The organism is Parachryseolinea silvisoli (assembly GCF_021190955.1).
GTDB lineage: Bacteria > Bacteroidota > Bacteroidia > Cytophagales > Cyclobacteriaceae > Ohtaekwangia > Ohtaekwangia silvisoli.
In genome coordinates, this window is record NZ_JAIOAO010000005.1 from 373,071 (window position 1) to 391,322 (window position 18,252).

Sequence of the window (18,252 nt, forward strand, 5' to 3'; positions counted from 1 at the left end):
ACCCTATGCGCTAAAAACCTCTTTGATTTTCTCCCTGCTATGGATCACCGCATTAAAAAGGATCTCAAGATTTATGTTGGTTTCCCCCCCGGCATCATTTGGCCTTACAACAGTATATCCGCCAAACGTTGGTTCTGCATAAACAATATTCTTTTTTCCATCGATCTCTTTTTCTTTCGACACTGTCAGCTTTTTCGAAATTGTTTCATAGTGTTCAAAAAAGACAACCTGTCCTTCATCGAGTATGATAATCGGATCAATCAAATTTTCCATGTCGCGAGCCTGATGTGTCGAGATAATAAATGTTCGGTTTTCATCGATTGCATTGGCAACAATTTTTCTAAACTGGCTTTTAGAAGGAATATCGAGACCATTCGTGGGCTCATCGAGTATCATTACCTTACAGTCTGTCGCCAAGCCGAATGAAAGAAGAAAGTTTTTTTTCTGGCCGTATGATAGCGTTGATAGTTTCTGATTTTTATCAAGACCGAATCCGCGCAGGTATTCGTCAAAAAGAATTTCATTGAATCGGGGATAGAACCTGCTATAGAGCATTTGATATTCACGCAGCGAGCTCGAGGGTAGAAAAAATTCCTCGTTAACGATGAAGATTTCACGGAGAAAATCGGGATATCGCTGTTTCGCCTTGAAGCCCAAAACCTCTATGTTTCCTTTTGCCGGAAAGAGAAGACCCGCTATGAGCTTTAGAAGTGTTGATTTTCCCGCCCCGTTTTTTCCCAGTAAACCGTAGATATTGCCACCGGAAAGAGAAAGATCCAGGCTGTCAAACACGTCCCGCTTTTCAGGATAAGAAAACGCAATCTTGTCTATTGTTATCATGCCGTGTCGTAGTGTACTATGTTGCTAATACACTACAAACATAACGGGATTTTGCCGATTTGGTTGTCGCGGCTTTAAATTTTCCTTAACTAATTGTCTTCCATTGCATTACCTAAGCCTGTGATGTAAATCACCAGGGAATTTAGTGATCCAAATGAGTTGAATAGGTATAACCCAATAGATCAGCAGGGGGATAAATCAGCTGAAGTGCCGGCGTGGATCATATCTCGCCGATTTTTTGAAGATGGCCTGTGGGGGTAATCAGCATCAATTTTGACTTCGCTTCCGGCACGGTGTATTTCAAACTCATTTGATACGTCAATTGTACCGTCGGCTCGGACACTACCGGATTGACAACCACATCGTATGGGCTGTACGGCACCGCTTCGTAGTATTTGGACGGTGACGGTTCTACGGAATGAAACTTTCCACTCTCGATGTCATCTTTTTTCATCGCGCTCAGCGAGGGCCTTGATACGGAGCTATAGCTTCCGTAGCGCGTTTGAGGGAGGACTGTCGCGAAGTCGTCATCAAATACCTTTCGCAGTGTATCCAACCTTATGCCCATGCTTTCGAGATATTTTATGCGGACTTTCATCGTCTCCACGCATTGTGTGCGGAGTTGCTCGTAGTGCTTCTTTACATTACTGAGAAAGTAATCCACTTTCACGAGATCGTAGATCTCTGCCTGGGCAGCGGCTGTCACAATCATATTCAGATCGGACGCGGTGTGATAGGTTATCGTCACGTTTTTTTGCAGTTCGAATCCGTCGGGGACTTCGTTGTAAGTCCTGCTGAAGACCCTTTTTAACACGCGGATGTCGTATTTGGGTACCAGGGAGATCATATCGGTGTGAACGACCAACGTATCGCGTTGCTGCCGGCGCAAGGCGGCCCGGAAGCGGTTGATGCGCAAGGTCATGAGTGAATCGACACTGGCGGCGGTCTCCCCTACCTGGGTTACATTAAAGAATGCAACGAAGGTATCGGCTTTGGCGTTGAGCAGACCGCTAATGGTGAGTGTGATCTGGCCGTCACTGATCACGGCCTGAGGCCGATGCTCCTCCGGTGCCGTCTGATGATAGCGACTATTTCCAGAAACCTGAGAGAACAGCGCGGTGCTCGTGCAGATCAGAAGAACGAATAGCATATACTTCATAGCAGTTGAATTTGATAGAGTTCAATACTATGAAATGATTAAAGCAATTGCAGCCTGGACTTAGTGAACCCTCCATTTGACTGAGTGAGCACGGTCGGAAAGATGGGCAGGCTTCACCCACGTACCCTCTTCATCAATGCTTCGTACCGTGGATCGACTCTCAATTCTTTGAAAGCGGGGTACTCCAGATATAACGCTGGTGTCGAGGTTCTTTTCTTTAAACTTTCCTCGATATAGTAAAAAGCCTTATCAAAGTCACCCAGGCCATACCAAATTCCTGCAAGATCGTTATCTAACACTACGCCGGGTTCTTCCCGTTGACGTTGTTCTATTTTGCGAATGCATTCCAATGCTTTTTCACGCTCCCCTAATTTCCCGTATGCGTAACCTACCCCCATCAATCCTTTTAATGGATGGTTTGTGAGGCGATGTGTTTCTAAAAACAACGGTAGCGCTTTTGCCCATTCGCCTTTCATGCCGGTGCTCCATGCTTTTAATTCGATACTGATGCGCATGGCAGGATCCATGGTCAGGAGTTTATCGGCCTGAAGAATCGCATCATCATACCGTTCATTCATAACGTAGATATTTCCCAGGTGGTGCGTAATAAACGGTGAGAGTGGATCAAGTTTGGTGGCTTCTTCCATCACTACGATGGCTTTCTCTTTCTTGCCTACAATAACATAGTAGTAGGCCAGCGATTGATATGCGTTTGTCGCCGTAGGATTAAGGTGTATGGCTTTTTGTAAGGCATCGTGTGCTTTTTCCCATCTCCACTCATAATACAAATACGCTGCAGCCTTCGCAATGTAGCCTTCGGCAATAGTAGCATCCAGGTGCAGGGCTATGTCTGCATGTTTATGAACAAGCTCAAATGCCTTTTGGGGCAACATCTGTCCCGTAGAACCCAGGTGTGTATAGGCACGGGCAATCATTGCGTGTGCTTGCGCATAAGAAGGTTCGAGCGTTAGGGCATTTTCAAAATATACAATGGCCTGCCGGGTATCCGCTGGCGTTATTTTATTGAAAGCATGAAGGCCTTTAAGATAGAGGGTATACGCTTCAATATTTTTAGTGCCGGTCCTGGACGGGCTTTCAGCGTGATCCGGTGACAAATTCTCCCGGAGCCTATTGGCAATGATGTTGCTGATCTCATCCTGTATTTCAAAAATATCTGTGAGATTGCGATCATAGTTCTCACTCCAAATATGATAGCCATCGGCGGCATTAATTAACTGCGCCGTTATACGCAGGCGATTTCCCGATTTCCGAACACTTCCTTCCAGTATTTTGTCAACATTCAATTGAACACCGATATCCCGTACGTCGATGCTTTTTCCTTTGAAAGCGAAAACAGAAGTTCGCGAAGTCACCTGGATATTGTCTATTTTCGTAAGCGTGTTCAGTATCTCTTCTGTAATTCCATCGCTGAAGTATTCATTGTCGGGGTCAGCGCTCATATTGACAAAAGGAAGAACGGCAACACGGTTTACGGGCGTCTTCGTCTTTCCTTTTAATGCTGCCCGCGATGGAACAACAATGCCATCATTCGTAATGGCAAAAACGCAAATCGCTTCTTTTACGTTTTTGAATTCGAAGAAACCCAATTCCAACGTAGTGATATCGTCCTGGTTTTTAATTTCTTCATATACCTTGCCGGAAATAAGAACGCTGCCTGGTGTAGCGGCCGATTCGATGCGCGACGCTATATTCACGCCATCGCCATAGATGGATTCGTCTTCCACGCTCACATCACCAATGTGTATGCCGATGCGGACCTCAACACGAGGTTCTTCTTGTAATTGCGTTTGTATTTTTATGCCACAGGATACAGCCTGACGGGCGCTGTTGAAAATGACCAGTGAGCCATCGCCATAGTTCTGGAGTATTTTTCCTTCGAAGGTTTGAACGGCGCCTGTCAATATGTCTTTAAATCGTTTCCGCTTCAACCGGGCAAGTTGTTCGTTTTCCTGCATGATGGCCGTGTACCCGGTAATGTCTGCAAATAGAATGGCTGCCAGTTGACGCATGGCCAAAAATACATAAAATTGCGCAGAGGTTTTAACGATCGCCATCGACACGAGTCCAGCCAGTGAGTGCGTCATCGGAGAGCTCAACGAGCTCATAGCGTGGCGGCGTGGTCAGCCTGTGATCCTCCGGCGAGCGGCATTCGCCTCTACGAGTTTGCATGTTGCGATGCCTATGCGCTTCCGCAGGTTCCATAATGTCGACGCTTATTCCGATCTCAACTGATCGACGGGATTCGCTAACGCTGCTTTGATGGTTTGAAAGCTCACCGTCAATAATGCAAAGCCCACGGCTATCACGAGCGACAACACAAAAGCCCACGCGTTATCGAACAATTCAATGCGATTGGCGAAGCCCTGAAGCCACTGGTCCAACGCATAGTAGGCAATCGGCCAGGCGATCAATCCGGCGATCAGCACCAGCTTGATGAAGTCGTTTGATAAGATCGCCGCCAGGTGAACGATCGTTGCCCCCAGGATTTTCCGAATACTAACTTCCTTCGCGCGTTGCGTCACGACGAAGGCAATCAAACCAAACAAACCAATACACCCAATGGAAATAGCGACGACTGAAAACGATGTCAGCAGCCGCGACATCTTCGTCTCCTCCTTGTAAAAGGTCGCAAGCTGGTCATCCAGGAAGGCGTATGTAAAGTAATTTCCAGGGAAAGCTTCCCGCCAGTGTTTCTCGATGGCAGCAATAGTTTCTGCAGCATGACTCATGTCGATTTTAACAGAACCCTTGGCAAAGTAGCCTGTGCTGGTAAGGATGACGGGATGCAGCCCCTCATGCAGCGTTACGGTCTGAAAATCACGTACAACGCCGATGATCGTCGCTTCTGTGGACCAGTACGTAATTTTCTCGCCGATGGCTTCCTGTGGATCATCCATTCCGATTTCGTGTACGAGTGATTCATTTACGATTACATATTTCCCCGATTGATCAGGGATGTCAAGGGTGCCGGCCAGCCGCTCGATCTCAAACATGCGCAGATATGTGGAGTCTATATATTTAATTTCAGCTGACCGCTCTTCGCCCATAAACGAGGAGTGCTTCAGGTTCGCCCACCATTTGTTGATGGTAGCCGAAGGAGTGTTTAGCGAAAAGCTGACATCTTCCACCGTGGCCTGTGTCAATAAACTATTTTTTAGGGAAGAAAGTACGGACGCCCGGGAATCAGGAAGATCAAAAGTCACCACGGCGTCCTTGTTAAATCCAAGTGGCTTTGACAGGAAGTGGTCGGTCTGACGGATGACAATAATCGAACCTATAACAAGTACCTGCGAGATAAAGAATTGAAACGTGATCAGCCCTTTGCGAACGAATAACCCGGTCGTTCCATGGAAAGCTGATCCCTTTAAAGCCGTGACCGGGCGGTAACCCGACAGTATGAACGCGGGATAAAATCCTGACAAGAAGGTGACGCCAACCACTACCATAGAAAGGAATACGAAAGTGTCCCGGTCGAGCAGCGCATCAGAACTTAACGGAATTCCAAACAGAGGCTCAGAAAAGCGTATCATCTGACTGCAAACGAGCATGGCGAATGATACGGAAGCGCCGGTTATGAGCAACGTCTCGATCAGAAACTGTACCACGAGACTTCTTCGCGTACTTCCCAATGTCTTGCGCACTCCAACCTCACGGGCGCGCCGGATCGCTTGCGCGCTGGCCAGGTTTATGAAGTTGATACAGGCAATGATTAATACAACCAATCCGATAATGCCCAAGGTGTGGATGGTGGTGCGAGAGATTACGCGCTGATTGAAATTGCCGATATTAAAATGAATATCGGCAAGCGGTTGGGTAAAAAAGGCGGTCGTCTTTTGTTGTTCCTTGTCGAGTGTTCGCTCTATCATTTGCTTCAACCCGGGGTCGATGGCCGCGGCATCAGCACCTTCTCGGAGAGAAAAATAGGTTTGCATGAATGAGTTCGTACCGGCGTCGAGATTTTCAGTAAGACCCGAGTCGGCTCTATTCTCCAACGTAGCAAACGATAGCGCGATCCGGATGGGAAAATCTGTATTCACGGGAGGATCTGCCACAATACCTGTGATGGTGAAATCAGAGCCGTTGTTAACGCTAAGCACTTTCCCCATCGCATCTCCCTTAAAATATTTCTCCGCAATAGATTGAGTGACCACCGCATGCCGGGGTTGAGCAAGCGACCCCGGGGTACCGTGTATCCATTGAAAATCGATCATCCGGAAAAACTCGGGTTGAACAAGATATGTATTGGTTTCGCGAAACAACTCATTATTCATCTCCACATTGGATTGCTCGGGATTCAGTTTCAAAACAATGGCCACCTGCTCCATTTCCGGAAAGTTCGTTCGAAGCGCTGCCGCGAGCCCATAGGGCGTTCCCGTATCGGCGTCAGCCGGATCTCCTTTGTTCACGCGATAAATGCGATCGGCCTTCGCGTGGTAGCGATCATAGCTTAGCTCGTAGCTAACGATAAGATAAATGAACAATGCACAGGCAATACCCAATACCAGGCCCGCCACGTTGATCGCTGTAAGTCCCTTATGGCGCGAAACATTACGCAACGCTACCTTCACATAATTTCTGTACATACCGTATGGGTGAGGTTGATAATAATTTTTAAAGGACTTCATGAACATGGGACGAAAATGTCTCAAAACACTCCAGGTGAAAAACCAGTTTGCCCTCCGCGAAGAAATCGCATACTGTTTCAGGAAGATTTCCGCCAGGTCACCTTCGATCTCATCGATATACTCTTCCCGGCAAAACCAGCGAAGAAAACGAAGTGCTCGTTTTGGGGGCTGCATCTCGAATAGTATTTCGGCTTTTATTTACTTAACAAACGTAAATATAATCGATTAGTTTCATTTTTGCTAAGTAAATGGCATTTTTTGAAGCGCCAGGACAAATTGACTAAAGCGCGAGTAAACCTTCTAAGTCCAAACTTTTGCTGTACATGGTTATTTTGCCGTTGTTATCGTACCATTCTTCCCGGGGACGGTCCCAGTACAGTTCAACTCCGTTCTTGTCGGGATCGTCGAGGTAAATGGCTTCTGATACGCCATGGTCTGATGCCCCTGTTATAGGGTATTTTGCCTGTATCAGGCGGCGTAAAATAGCCGCGAGATCTTTTCTCTCAGGATAAAGAATGGCTGTATGATATAACCCGGGAGCGCGTACGGGCGCCGGGCCGCTATCTTTACTGTGCCAGGTATTTAAACCTATATGATGATGATATCCTCCTGCTGATATGAAGGCAGCCTGATCGCCATAGGTGTTCATCAGCTCAAAGCCTAATAAACCGCAGTAAAACTCAAGCGAGCGTTGCAAATTGCTTACTTTTAAATGTACGTGACCGATGCCGGTTTGAGCGGGTATGATGTAGTTGTCCATGAGTCAAAATAAGTAGTGAGTTCTTTTTCGGTTTGATCAGCTTTGTAGAAAAACCTGTATCGGCGCCGGCTTATTGTGTTTTAGATCTTTGTTTTTCGTAATCGATCTTTCCGTAATCGCCATTATAAAAATCCCGGTAGGCGTTGGCAATATCCAGCTTGGAATTCATGACAAATGGCCCCTCTGCGAAGACGGGTTCCTGATAGGTTTCGCCGCCAAACAATAAAAGGTCACAGGCTTCGGTGTTTGGGTTGCGGATTTCCAAACTCCCTTCCTTTCTGTCGAACTCGACAAAGTCACCATCGTTGAAATTTTCGTCGTTGATCGTGGCAGACATGGTGGGCAAATAAGCAGCTACCTCCAGTTTATCCGCAAAGTTGACAGTAAAAACGGTATCCTGCTCCAGATGGATATGATACAGGAACTGTTCTGAATAATCAGGTATCGGAGAGCTTAGATCCTCAAAAGAACCAACGATAACTTTGATCCAGCCACTTTTATCTGGTAAAGCTTTGTACGGCACTTCATTGCCTTCAATAGCCAAATATTCCGGCTTTTCGGCTTTGATCTTTGCCGGCAGGTTGATCCAGAATTGAAAGGCATGGATCAGTTTGGAATCCGTCCGGGAATCATAATTCAACGTTTCATCGTGAATGATCCCCTTCCCTGCCTTCATCCATTGAATTCCGCCCGAATGAACGATGGCATAGTTCCCGGCACCGTCGAAATGTTCGTCCTCGCCATTCAGGATGTAGGTCAACGTGGCAATGCCCCGGTGCGGATGAGCGCCGGTACCTTCCTTATTGATCTTAGTCTGGATCGTAGGAACGATATGATCCAGGAATACAAATGGACCCACAGCATCCGCGTATCTGTTAGCCAGTATACGGTATATTCTAAGGTCGCCTATATCTGCCCTTTGTCCCTTGGTGGAAAAGCTGCTTTTCTTTTTCATAACATTTATTGTGAACGATTTAAATTTCTGTTGTTTTAGATGGTGGTTATCAGCCGTTTTCTGATCTGTGGGATCACTTTCGAACCGATCATTTCAACGGCCCGCATGGACTGCTAATGGGCTTTTTGCGCCTGGAATAATCACTCTGTTTGTTTGTGATAACACAAATTTCATGATCCTGGCAGATCAGAAAGATGATGTATGTAGCAAAAAAATGTAGATAATTGTCGATAAATTCCCGACGCCGCAGGTGCCACGCTATGCGACGATCGATAAATATTTAATCTTAAAAGATACGAGAGGTTTTATGCACAACGCTTTCTTTGACTATCTGAAGAAATTCAGTTCTGAACCGCTTTCAGACGAGGAAAAGGCACTGATCAGACGGATATTTATTCCGTCCAAATTAAGAAAAAGACAATTTTTACTGCAGGCCGGGGACCAGTGTAAATATTTTGCATTTATCGTAAAAGGTGCGATGCGGATGTATTCCGTTGATGACGGAGGCGTTGAACACATCGTCCGGCTGGGTATTGAGGACTGGTGGATGGGTGATCGCGAAAGTTTTGTAGAATTCACGCCAAGCCGCTATCATATCGATGCCTGGGAGCACTGCGAGCTGCTTAATGTCACCCTGGAGGGCACGCTTGAATTGCAGGAAAAAATACCTGCGTTCTGTACGATGAAAATGAAGCTTGACGAGCGGAATATGATGGCCAACAACCGACGTCTTACCTCCACTATAAGCTCCCTGGCCGATAAGCGTTATACCGATTTGGCAGAATGCTATCCTGAACTTATTGAACGTTTTCCGCAGCACATTATCGCATCCTATCTCGGCATCAATAAGGATACGCTGAGCCGTGTCAAACGGCAGCACAATCTGAAATAGATCCTTTTCTTCCTGCCCTTGCGAGAAAGTAGATTTTTATCTACTGCTTTTTGTGATAAATATCATCTTTCTCTTTTCGCCCGGTTGCAGAGATTTGCGTGTCAACTTATAACAAATGTCACGCAAGGCGAGCCTGACTCGCTATATGTGCCCTTTTGTAGGTTTCGGCATCAATCTGTAAAAAGCACGCTATGGAAGTACTTAAATATCCGAACGGGGAAATAACGATCCTGTGGAAACCAAAAACATGTATTCATGCCGGCATCTGTGTCAGGACGCTGCCTCAGGTCTATGACCCGAAGGCGCGACCCTGGATACGTCCTGAAAATGCGACGACTCAGGAGCTGATCAACCAGGTCGCCAGCTGCCCTTCCGGGGCATTGACCATTATAACTGACGATGCCGAAAACGAAACTAAAGCACAATGAAAAATACCACACCAGTTTTTAAAGGCCGTGCTTACGACGAGGTGCAGCAATCCCCTTATATAAATATAGCGTTCAGACGCCAACCCGCGCAATACGAGGATGTCCAAGAAAAGGACTGGCATCAATGAAATACATGTTGGAAGCACCGGTAAGGGGGGCGATCGGCATCGAAAAATTCAAAACAGCCATTCACTGGAGAAATGGTGTCCTGATCGCGGACGAACCTGAAAAACTGGGCGGTAAGGATCTCGGGCCGGATCCATACACGCTCTTACTGTCATCCCTTGTTTCCTGCACACTGGCGACACTGCGGATGTATATTGATCATAAAGGTCTGGAGATCCCGGAGATTGAGGTCGAGGCCAACATGTTCCAACGGATCGAGAACAACGGTACGGTCCTGCGTATCGACCGTAAGATCGACTTGAAGAATTTGGTTGATCCGGAGCTACAAGAAAGGCTGATCCGGGTGGCTGAGGATTGCCCTGTATCCAAGATCTTAAAAGGAAATATCACCATCCAGACGGAACTTAAGTAAGAGGGCAAGTCAAATGGAATTAAAGATCCTCGTGTTGCCGGGGCTATTGTTCGCAGTAGCGTTGTCCCACGCACAGTAATTCAGGCCTGCTGCGGTACGACGAGGGTCGTTCCGGTTTAAAAGACTGTATACGGACCTTACCGCTTTTAACAAGTGTACCCTTAACGTTACCTATAAAGATCGTTAGTCATAAAACTTCCTGAACGAGTATATCCTGCCCCGTCTTTACTAAAATACGCAGGGCATAATTTTTAGCCAGCCAACCATTCAAACTATATAGGATAAAGTTATCAAGACAACCCATTTTATTTGGGCATTCTTTCCAAATCACCTACATTCCAATATCCATCGAAGGTATCTGGCATATCCGCCCCAGCCTGATTCTAAAAAGACTACGTATTGACTTAAATCATCCTCGCCTTATGATTTGAATCATAAGGCATGCGTTGTTTGCTACCGTACTTTAGGCTGTGAAAACGAGACTTTCCAATATTCAACCACGAACTGCAAAACCATGAAAAAACTATTTTCGATTCTCATCATCAGCGTATTGTTTATTGGCTGTGGGCCCGAAAAACCAAAAGAAAAGACGGAAAATGAGGATGACTCCTATGAGTCTATACACGATGAGGCCAAAAATGCCATCGCCGAAAATGCGAACGAGGGGAAAGGAATAGGTCAGGTAAAAGAAGTTAAATTAAATACTCCCCTCGAACAAGAGCGCATTCCCCGGGGCCTTGCCATCTACGAAATGAAATGCCAGGCATGTCATAAACTTGATGACCAGCGCGTGGTGGGCCCGGGTTGGAAAAACGTAACCAAGCGAAGAAAGCCAGAATGGATCATGAACATGGTCACCAATGTAGACATGATGCTGGAGAAAGACCCGGAAGCCCAAAAGCTGCTTGAACTCTGTCTGATGCGCATGCCGAATCAAAACGTATCTATCGGAGACGCCCGCGACATCCTCGAATTTATGCGCCAAAACGACGGCGAAAAGTAATATTCAATCTTACTATCTACTATATGTCCATGAAAAATAAAGTACTGTGGGGAATGGCTGGAATCTTTATAGCTTTTTCTCTTTCAAATTGTAGACCAAACGTACCTGGTAGCGTCGCTACCGGCGATGCCGCGTCTAAAGTCTACGTGGCGCCAGGAAAATATGACGAATTTTACAATATCGTATCCGGCGGATTTAACGGCCAGATCGGAATCTATGGCATCCCGTCCGGAAGGTTATTTCGCATCCTACCGGTATTCTCGTTAAGCCCCGAAAGCGGCTACGGATTCAGTGAAGAGACGAAGCCGATGTTGAACACGTCGCATGGATTCGTGCCTTGGGACGACCTGCATCACATTGCCCTTTCTACAACAAACGGAGAGCATGATGGCCGATGGGCTTTTGCCAATGGCAACAATACACCGCGCGTAGCCCGCATTGATCTTAGAACATTTCGAACCGCGGAAATCCTCGAACTCCCGAACAGCGGCGGAAATCACTCCTCCCCTTTTATTACAGAAAACACAGAATATGTTATTGCCGGTACACGGTTTAGTATTCCAATCGGTGACAACAAAGATGTACCGATCAGTACGTACAAGGAAAATTTTAAAGGGACAGTTAGTTTCATCCACGTTGACTCTGTGTCGGGACGCTTGAAGATCGCGTTCCAACTACTCACCCCCGGTGTAAACTTTGATCTCGCGCGGGCCGGTAAAGGCCCGTCGCACGGATGGTTTTTCTTCTCCTGCTATAACACAGAACAAGCCTATACCCTGCTGGAAGTAAATGCCTCCCAAAAGGACAAAGACTTTATTATGGCTGTAAATTGGAAAAAAGCAGAAGAATATATCAAAGCCGGTAAAGGGAAAAAGACCAATGCAAAATACGCGCACAATGTCTATAGTGACGAGACCCACTCGGCCACCTCAACCATTCTCACAGAAGTACTCCAGTTAGACCCGGCAGAATTAAAGGATATCATTTACTTCATTCCATGCCCTAAATCGCCTCACGGCTGCGACGTAAACCCTTCGGGCGAATATATCGTCAGCAGTGGAAAGCTGGCCGCGCTTATTCCTGTTTTCTCATTCGCGAAAGTGATGAAAGCGATTGAAAATAAAGATTTCGAAGGAGATTTTGCCGGAATTCCGGTGATTAAGTATGAGTCAGCCCTTCATGGCGAAGTAAAGAAACCAGGACTTGGACCTTTGCACACAGAGTTTGACGAGAAAGGAAACGCCTACACGTCGATGTTCGTGTCTTCTGAAATTGTAAAATGGAATGTGGAAAGTCTCGAAGTACTCGACAGAGTTCCTACCTACTATTCTATCGGACACTTGTCTATACCTGGCGGCCCTACCCGTAAGCCCCATGGCAAATACGTGATTGCTTATAACAAGATCACAAAAGACAGGTACCTGCCCACCGGCCCCGAGTTAACGCAGTCGGCACAGATCTATGACATCTCCGGCGACAAAATGCAATTGCTGTTAGACTTCCCGACCACGGGCGAGCCACATTATGCCGAAGCGATTCCGGCAGAAATGTTAATGCCCAAATCCACCAAGATATTTAAGCTGGAAGAGAATAAACATCCGTATGCGGCGCTTGGAGAAGGTAAAACAAAAGTAGAACGCAAGGGAAAAGAAATACATGTATACATGACCGCCATACGTTCACACCTTACCCCTGACAACATCGAAGGAATACGCGTTGGCGACGAAGTGTACTTCCATGTTACCAACCTGGAACAGGATTGGGACGTGCCCCACGGTTTCGCAATAAAGGGAGCCTTAAATTCAGAAATCCTTATTATGCCAGGTGAAACACAAACTCTAAAATGGTTGCCGCTCACACCGGGTATAACACCTTTCTATTGCACGGACTTTTGTTCAGCCCTTCACCAGGAAATGTCAGGCTATGCAAGAGTATCTCCCGCGGGCAGCAAAACAGAATTAAAATTTTCAACCGGAAAAATCGAACCCCAGGCCAGCAGTGCCGGGCAGTAGGACCAAATTCATAGTTTGCAGGTTGAAGGCGTCCCGATTAAATCCTCGGGGATTTGACGGGGCGCTCATTGAAAAACATCTTAATGAAGAATGAAAAATTTAAAGCCCATCTCCAGAATTGCCATTGCGTTGTCAGCCTTACTGATGGTGTCGGCCTATTTTTTGCCTTTATGGAGAATTCTGATGTGGGCGCCGCAATACCCTGAATGGCTGGGTTTAAAAATCTGGATAAATAATATAACCGGCGATTTAAACACCATCAACGCCTTGAACCATTATATTGGTATGAAGCACATCAAGGTCGAGATGTTTCCCGAGTTTAATTATCTGCCGTACATTGTCGCCGGCATCATTGGTTTCGGCCTATTGGCTCCGATCATTAACAAGCGCTGGAGCCTGTTCGTGTACCTGGGTTTACTCATCGCCGCAGGTGTCGGCGCGATTGTAGATTTTTATTTATGGGGATATGACTATGGACACAACCTCGATCCTACTGCTGCTATTCAGGTTCCTGGAATGTCCTATCAGCCTCCCCTAATAGGCACGAAGCAGCTTCTAAATTTTACTGCATTCTCTGGTCCCGACGTTGGCGGCTGGGTATTCATCGGCTCGGCTATTATCGTTGCGATGGTGATCGTATTTGAAATAGTCATTAACAGAAAAAAAACAACGACATGAAACCATTCGTATTTGCTTTATTCTTATTCCTTATCGGCTGCGCAGCTGAACCAGAGCCATTGGCGTATGGAAAAGATCAATGCCATGCCTGTAAGATGACGCTTATGGATCGCAAGTTCGGAGCAGAACTGGTGACCAAAAAGGGCAAGGTCTACAAATTTGACGATATCAACTGCCTGTTCAACTTTTACAAAGGTACGGACGTGAGCAAGGAAGACTATCAGCATACACTGGTGATCGACTTTTCGCAGCCCGAAAAACTCATCGATGCACAAAAAGCATACTTCCTAAAATCCAGCGAAGTGATGAGCCCGATGGCAAGCGGCGTTGCAGCTTTTGAATTTCAAAATTCAGAGTTGACTACAAACTGGCAAGCCACTCCATTAACCTGGCAAGAGCTGGAGAAACAATTCGGCGAATGAAGATCATTGTTTTTTGTTCTGTTCTGGTTTTTACACTGGCTTATGCCGAGGCACGAACGTACAGGGTCAGTAAACAAGGAAAAATCACTACGCTGAAGGAGGCCGTTGCGCTAAGTGACCATGGAGATACCATTATTATTGAACCTGGAATTTATAAAGAGGGCAATGTAATTATAGAGAAATCTCTGACAATCCTGGGAAATGGTTTACCAACCATGGATGGAGAGCATAAATACGAAATATTTACCATTCACGCGACCAACGTTACGGTCAGTGGAATCCGGTTTATTGACACCGGTGTCGCCAACATTAACGATCTGGCGGCAATTAAAATTTTAGACTCAAAAGGAATCAAAATTCAGCACAATAAATTTGAAAACACGTTTTTTGGGATCTACCTCGCAAACACAACCTCCTCGCTGATTGAAAAAAACACGTTGTACTCACATGGGATTGCAGAAAATCAGATCGGCAATGGCATCCATTTATGGAAATGTGAAAACATAACCATAAACAAAAATAATATAAAGGGGCATCGCGATGGAATCTACTTCGAATTTGTCACAAATTCCCTCATCACCAACAACCATAGCGAGGGGAATGTGCGTTATGGATTGCACTTCATGTTTTCACACAATGACGAATACTACAACAATACATTCCTGCGAAATGGCGCAGGGGTTGCTGTCATGTATACAAAAAATGTAAAAATGATTGGGAACACCTTTGACGAAAACTGGGGATCCTCCGCGTATGGCCTGCTGCTGAAAGACATTCGGGATAGCGAGGTAACAAACAATACATTTTTTAAGAACACAATCGGCATTCACCTGGAGGGTGTGAGCCGTACAAACTTTACCGAAAATACCTTTACTGAAAACGGCTATGCCGTAAGACTTCAGGCCAGCTCCGATGACAATGTTTTTAACCGGAATAATTTTTCCGCTAACACCTTTGATATGGCAACCAACGGTTCGTTGGTTCTAAACCAAATCAATGGAAACTATTGGGATAAGTATCAGGGATATGACCTAAACAAAGATGGTATTGGAGACGTACCCTTCCGCCCGGTGAATATGTATGCCATGATCGTGGAAAGAATACCAGCGGCTATACTTCTATGGAGAAGTTTTTTTGTTTTGCTTATTGACCGCGCAGAGAAAGCCATTCCCGTTGTAACGCCCGAAGACCTGAAAGATAGTTCGCCTTCTATGAAACCCTATGATTTCGCTGCAACAAGTAAGTAAACATTTCGGGAAACTTTCCGTCCTGAGTGAAGTTAATTTCAATCTGGAGAAAGGAAACTCATATGCCCTGGTCGGCCCCAATGGCTCCGGAAAAACAACGCTTATAAAATCCATCCTTGGCATGGTAATACCTTCCCTCGGAAAGATCCTTGTTGACGGCGAAGATATCAAAGACCATTGGCGATACCGTGAAAAGATCGGGTACATGCCACAAATTGGGCGTTATCCGGAGAATATGCGGATCGGCCAGCTTTTCGACATGATGAAAAATATTCGCGGCAATACAGCAAATACCGATGAAGAATTGATAAGGGCATTTAACCTCCACAAAATAGTAGACAAAAGAATGCATACACTATCAGGCGGCACGCGGCAGAAGGTTAGCGCAGCGCTTGCGTTCCTATTCCACGCTCCTATCCTGATCCTCGACGAACCAACTGCCGGACTTGACCCGGTTTCGGTAGAGATACTCAAGGAGAAAATAATACAGGAAAAAAACGCGGGTAAACTGTTCATGATCTCGTCGCACATATTGAGCGACCTGGATGAATTATCCTCCCACATCATTTACTTGTTTGAAGGAAAAGTCGCGTACCACGACACCATCGAAAACCTGAAAGAACAAACCCAGGAAAGCCGACTGGGTAAGGCCATGGCCTCTTTCATTAAAGAAAAGGCATTCACGCACGCTATACCCGATTGACATGCCACGTATAATCAAATATATTTTTTACGACATTTTAAGAACACGGTTCATCCTCCTGTATACCGTTTTCCTGTTTGTCTGCACGTTTGCGCTCTACCAGCTCGATAGCGACACCGGTAAAGTGATTATGAGTCTGATGAACGTGGTCCTGATGGCCATTCCGCTTGTAAGCATTGTATTCACCACCATCCACTTCTATAATTCATACGAATTTATTGAATTGATGCTGGCACAGCCCGTGAATCGAAAAACAATCTATCTCAGTGAATACCTCTCGGTGGGGCTGTCGCTTTGTTTCGCCTATTGTATTGGCATTGGTCTACCGATTGTCTTTTACGGCCTGGCCCCCGGGAGTCTTACACTGTTGTTCACCGGCCTAATGCTTACACTCGTGTTTGTCTCCCTCGCCTTCCTTGCCTCAGTATTAACACGCGACAAAGCAAAGGCCATCGGACTTGCGCTGCTCTTCTGGTTTTACTTCTCCCTTATTTTTGACGGACTCTTGTTGTGGATCATCTATACGTTCGGAGATTATCCGTTGGAAAAAGTCACCGTTGCCCTCGTCGCGTTTAATCCAATTGACCTCGCCAGGATCATGATGCTCCTTCAGTTGGACATCTCTGCCCTCATGGGGTATACCGGCGCTTTTTTTCAGGATTTTTTCGGGAGCCATATCGGAATTGTCTTCTCGGCCGGCGTTCTGTTGTTATGGATCCTCGTTCCACTCATTCTTGCGACAAAAATATTCCTCAAAAAAGATCTTTAAGCCGGTCCTGCCGGACGAGCCGATCTATTCAGTTTCCCAATACAAGTCACTTCTGAAATTCGAGGCACGCACTTTACATGATTGCGGCGTAAAAAAGTTGTTTTCAGATCTTTTAACATATTTAATAACTATTTTTACTATCAAACCATCTGATATCCTATCCCCACTGCCGCAATGAAAATCGCTGTGTTTAGTACATATTCGTATGACCAGGAATTTCTCATCCGATATAACACAGGTCATACGTTAAGTTTTTTTTCTGTCCCCCTACACGAGCAGACGGCATCCCTGGCCAGCGGCTGTGATGCGGTTTGTATCTTCGTTAACGACGCACTGACGTCCACCGTATTGGAACTCTTGCACCGGCAGGGCGTGCGTTTGATTGTACTCCGATGTGCTGGTTTTAACAACGTTGACATCCCAGCCGCCACTGCACATGGAATGCCGGTTGTGCGGGTACCCGCGTATTCACCCGAAGCGGTCGCTGAGCATACCATGGCCCTGATTCTTACCCTCAATCGTAAAACACACAAGGCTTATAACCGCATACGAGAAGGGAATTTTTCGCTTGAGCGCATGATGGGATTCAATCTGCACGGCCGCAAGGTTGCTGTCATCGGAACAGGCAGGATCGGTAAAGCATTTTGCCGTATCCTTAAAGGCTTCGGCTGCCATATACAAGCCTTTGATATTTACCCAGATTCAGACCTCGTCGCTGAGGGTATTTTGTATAGTCCCTTAACAGAAGCGTTATCCGGGGCCGACATCGTCTCGTTGCACTGTCCACTGACAGATAGCACAAGGCATTTAATCAACACAGAGACTCTAAAATTATTTAAGCCGGGCTCGATGCTGATCAATACCAGCCGGGGTGGATTGATTAACGCCGCCGATGTCATTAAAGCACTAAAGAGCCGCCATCTTGGCTATCTTGGGTTAGATGTCTATGAACAGGAAAGTAAATTATTTTTCCAGGATTTGTCTGAAGACATTATTGAAGATGATCTGATCATGCGACTTATCTCTTTCCCAAATGTACTAATCACTTCTCATCAGGGTTTCTTCACTCAGGAAGCGATGGAACAGATCGCCATTACCACTTTCGCAAATATCGACGCATTTTCAACGGGGGGCGAACTTATAAATCAAGTGAGGATTTCTGAATAAGTGTCCCGAAATAGGCAGATTCAAAAGTGATGA

General features: G+C 46.0%; 17 protein-coding genes and 1 pseudogene. 11 read left to right on the forward strand and 7 right to left on the reverse strand.

Annotation, left to right across the window (positions count from 1 at the left end; all coding sequences use genetic code 11):
- Positions 1-3 precede the first annotated feature (3 nt).
- The 7 genes and pseudogenes from K7P01_RS26870 to K7P01_RS26895 all read right to left on the reverse strand — a co-directional run bounded on the left by K7P01_RS26870 (position 4) and on the right by K7P01_RS26895 (position 8,360).
- Positions 4-840: an ABC transporter ATP-binding protein gene (locus K7P01_RS26870; protein WP_267297688.1), complete on the reverse strand. Its 837-nt coding sequence runs from the start codon at positions 838-840 to the stop codon at positions 4-6.
- A gap of 220 nt (positions 841-1,060) precedes the next feature.
- On the reverse strand, positions 1,061-1,999 hold the full coding sequence (locus K7P01_RS26875; protein ID WP_267297689.1) for an SIMPL domain-containing protein: 939 nt from the start codon (positions 1,997-1,999) through the stop codon (positions 1,061-1,063).
- A 113-nt stretch (positions 2,000-2,112) separates the two neighbouring features.
- A complete protein-coding gene (locus K7P01_RS26880) occupies positions 2,113-4,125 on the reverse strand; it encodes an adenylate/guanylate cyclase domain-containing protein (RefSeq protein WP_267297690.1) in 2,013 nt (670 codons plus the stop codon).
- A gap of 108 nt (positions 4,126-4,233) precedes the next feature.
- A complete protein-coding gene (locus tag K7P01_RS26885) occupies positions 4,234-6,603 on the reverse strand; it encodes an ABC transporter permease (RefSeq protein ID WP_267297691.1) in 2,370 nt (789 codons plus the stop codon).
- A 48-nt stretch (positions 6,604-6,651) separates the two neighbouring features.
- A pseudogene (locus K7P01_RS32205) lies at positions 6,652-6,819 on the reverse strand (permease prefix domain 2-containing transporter); the annotation flags it as partial.
- 106 nt (positions 6,820-6,925) lie between these two features.
- Positions 6,926-7,405 carry a VOC family protein gene (locus tag K7P01_RS26890; RefSeq protein ID WP_267297692.1) on the reverse strand — a complete coding sequence of 160 codons (480 nt, stop codon included), beginning with the start codon at positions 7,403-7,405 and terminating at the stop codon, positions 6,926-6,928.
- Positions 7,406-7,475: 70 nt separating this feature from the next.
- Complete coding sequence (locus K7P01_RS26895; protein ID WP_267297693.1) at positions 7,476-8,360, reverse strand: pirin family protein; 885 nt, start codon at positions 8,358-8,360, stop codon at positions 7,476-7,478.
- Positions 8,361-8,667: 307 nt separating this feature from the next.
- Between K7P01_RS26895 and K7P01_RS26900 the strand changes: the two genes are divergently transcribed.
- The 11 genes from K7P01_RS26900 (at position 8,668) to K7P01_RS26950 (ending at position 18,219) form a co-directional block, all read left to right on the forward strand.
- A complete protein-coding gene (locus K7P01_RS26900; protein WP_267297694.1) occupies positions 8,668-9,252 on the forward strand; it encodes a Crp/Fnr family transcriptional regulator in 585 nt (194 codons plus the stop codon).
- A gap of 191 nt (positions 9,253-9,443) precedes the next feature.
- Entirely contained in the window at positions 9,444-9,680 is a 237-nt protein-coding gene (locus tag K7P01_RS26905) for a (4Fe-4S)-binding protein (protein WP_267297695.1), read from the forward strand.
- 124 nt (positions 9,681-9,804) lie between these two features.
- Positions 9,805-10,218, forward strand: coding sequence for an OsmC family protein (locus K7P01_RS26910; protein WP_267297696.1), 414 nt, complete (start codon positions 9,805-9,807; stop codon positions 10,216-10,218).
- A gap of 514 nt (positions 10,219-10,732) precedes the next feature.
- On the forward strand, positions 10,733-11,221 hold the full coding sequence (locus K7P01_RS26915; protein ID WP_267297697.1) for a cytochrome c: 489 nt from the start codon (positions 10,733-10,735) through the stop codon (positions 11,219-11,221).
- Positions 11,222-11,250: 29 nt separating this feature from the next.
- Positions 11,251-13,233, forward strand: a complete 1,983-nt coding sequence (gene nosZ / locus K7P01_RS26920; RefSeq protein ID WP_267297698.1) for a Sec-dependent nitrous-oxide reductase — start codon at positions 11,251-11,253, stop codon at positions 13,231-13,233.
- Positions 13,234-13,323: 90 nt separating this feature from the next.
- Entirely contained in the window at positions 13,324-13,911 is a 588-nt protein-coding gene (locus K7P01_RS26925; RefSeq protein ID WP_267297699.1) for a hypothetical protein, read from the forward strand.
- On the forward strand, positions 13,908-14,333 hold the full coding sequence (locus K7P01_RS26930; protein ID WP_267297700.1) for a nitrous oxide reductase accessory protein NosL: 426 nt from the start codon (positions 13,908-13,910) through the stop codon (positions 14,331-14,333). The genes K7P01_RS26925 and K7P01_RS26930 overlap by 4 nt, the downstream gene beginning before the upstream one ends.
- Positions 14,330-15,580, forward strand: a complete 1,251-nt coding sequence (gene nosD / locus K7P01_RS26935; RefSeq protein ID WP_267297701.1) for a nitrous oxide reductase family maturation protein NosD — start codon at positions 14,330-14,332, stop codon at positions 15,578-15,580. Before K7P01_RS26930 ends, nosD begins: the two co-directional genes overlap by 4 nt.
- On the forward strand, positions 15,555-16,283 hold the full coding sequence (locus K7P01_RS26940) for an ABC transporter ATP-binding protein (protein WP_267297702.1): 729 nt from the start codon (positions 15,555-15,557) through the stop codon (positions 16,281-16,283). The genes nosD and K7P01_RS26940 overlap by 26 nt, the downstream gene beginning before the upstream one ends.
- Before the next feature lies 1 nt (position 16,284).
- Complete coding sequence (locus tag K7P01_RS26945) at positions 16,285-17,052, forward strand: ABC transporter permease (protein ID WP_267297703.1); 768 nt, start codon at positions 16,285-16,287, stop codon at positions 17,050-17,052.
- A 174-nt stretch (positions 17,053-17,226) separates the two neighbouring features.
- Complete coding sequence (locus K7P01_RS26950) at positions 17,227-18,219, forward strand: 2-hydroxyacid dehydrogenase (RefSeq protein WP_267297704.1); 993 nt, start codon at positions 17,227-17,229, stop codon at positions 18,217-18,219.
- Positions 18,220-18,252: the final 33 nt, after the last annotated feature.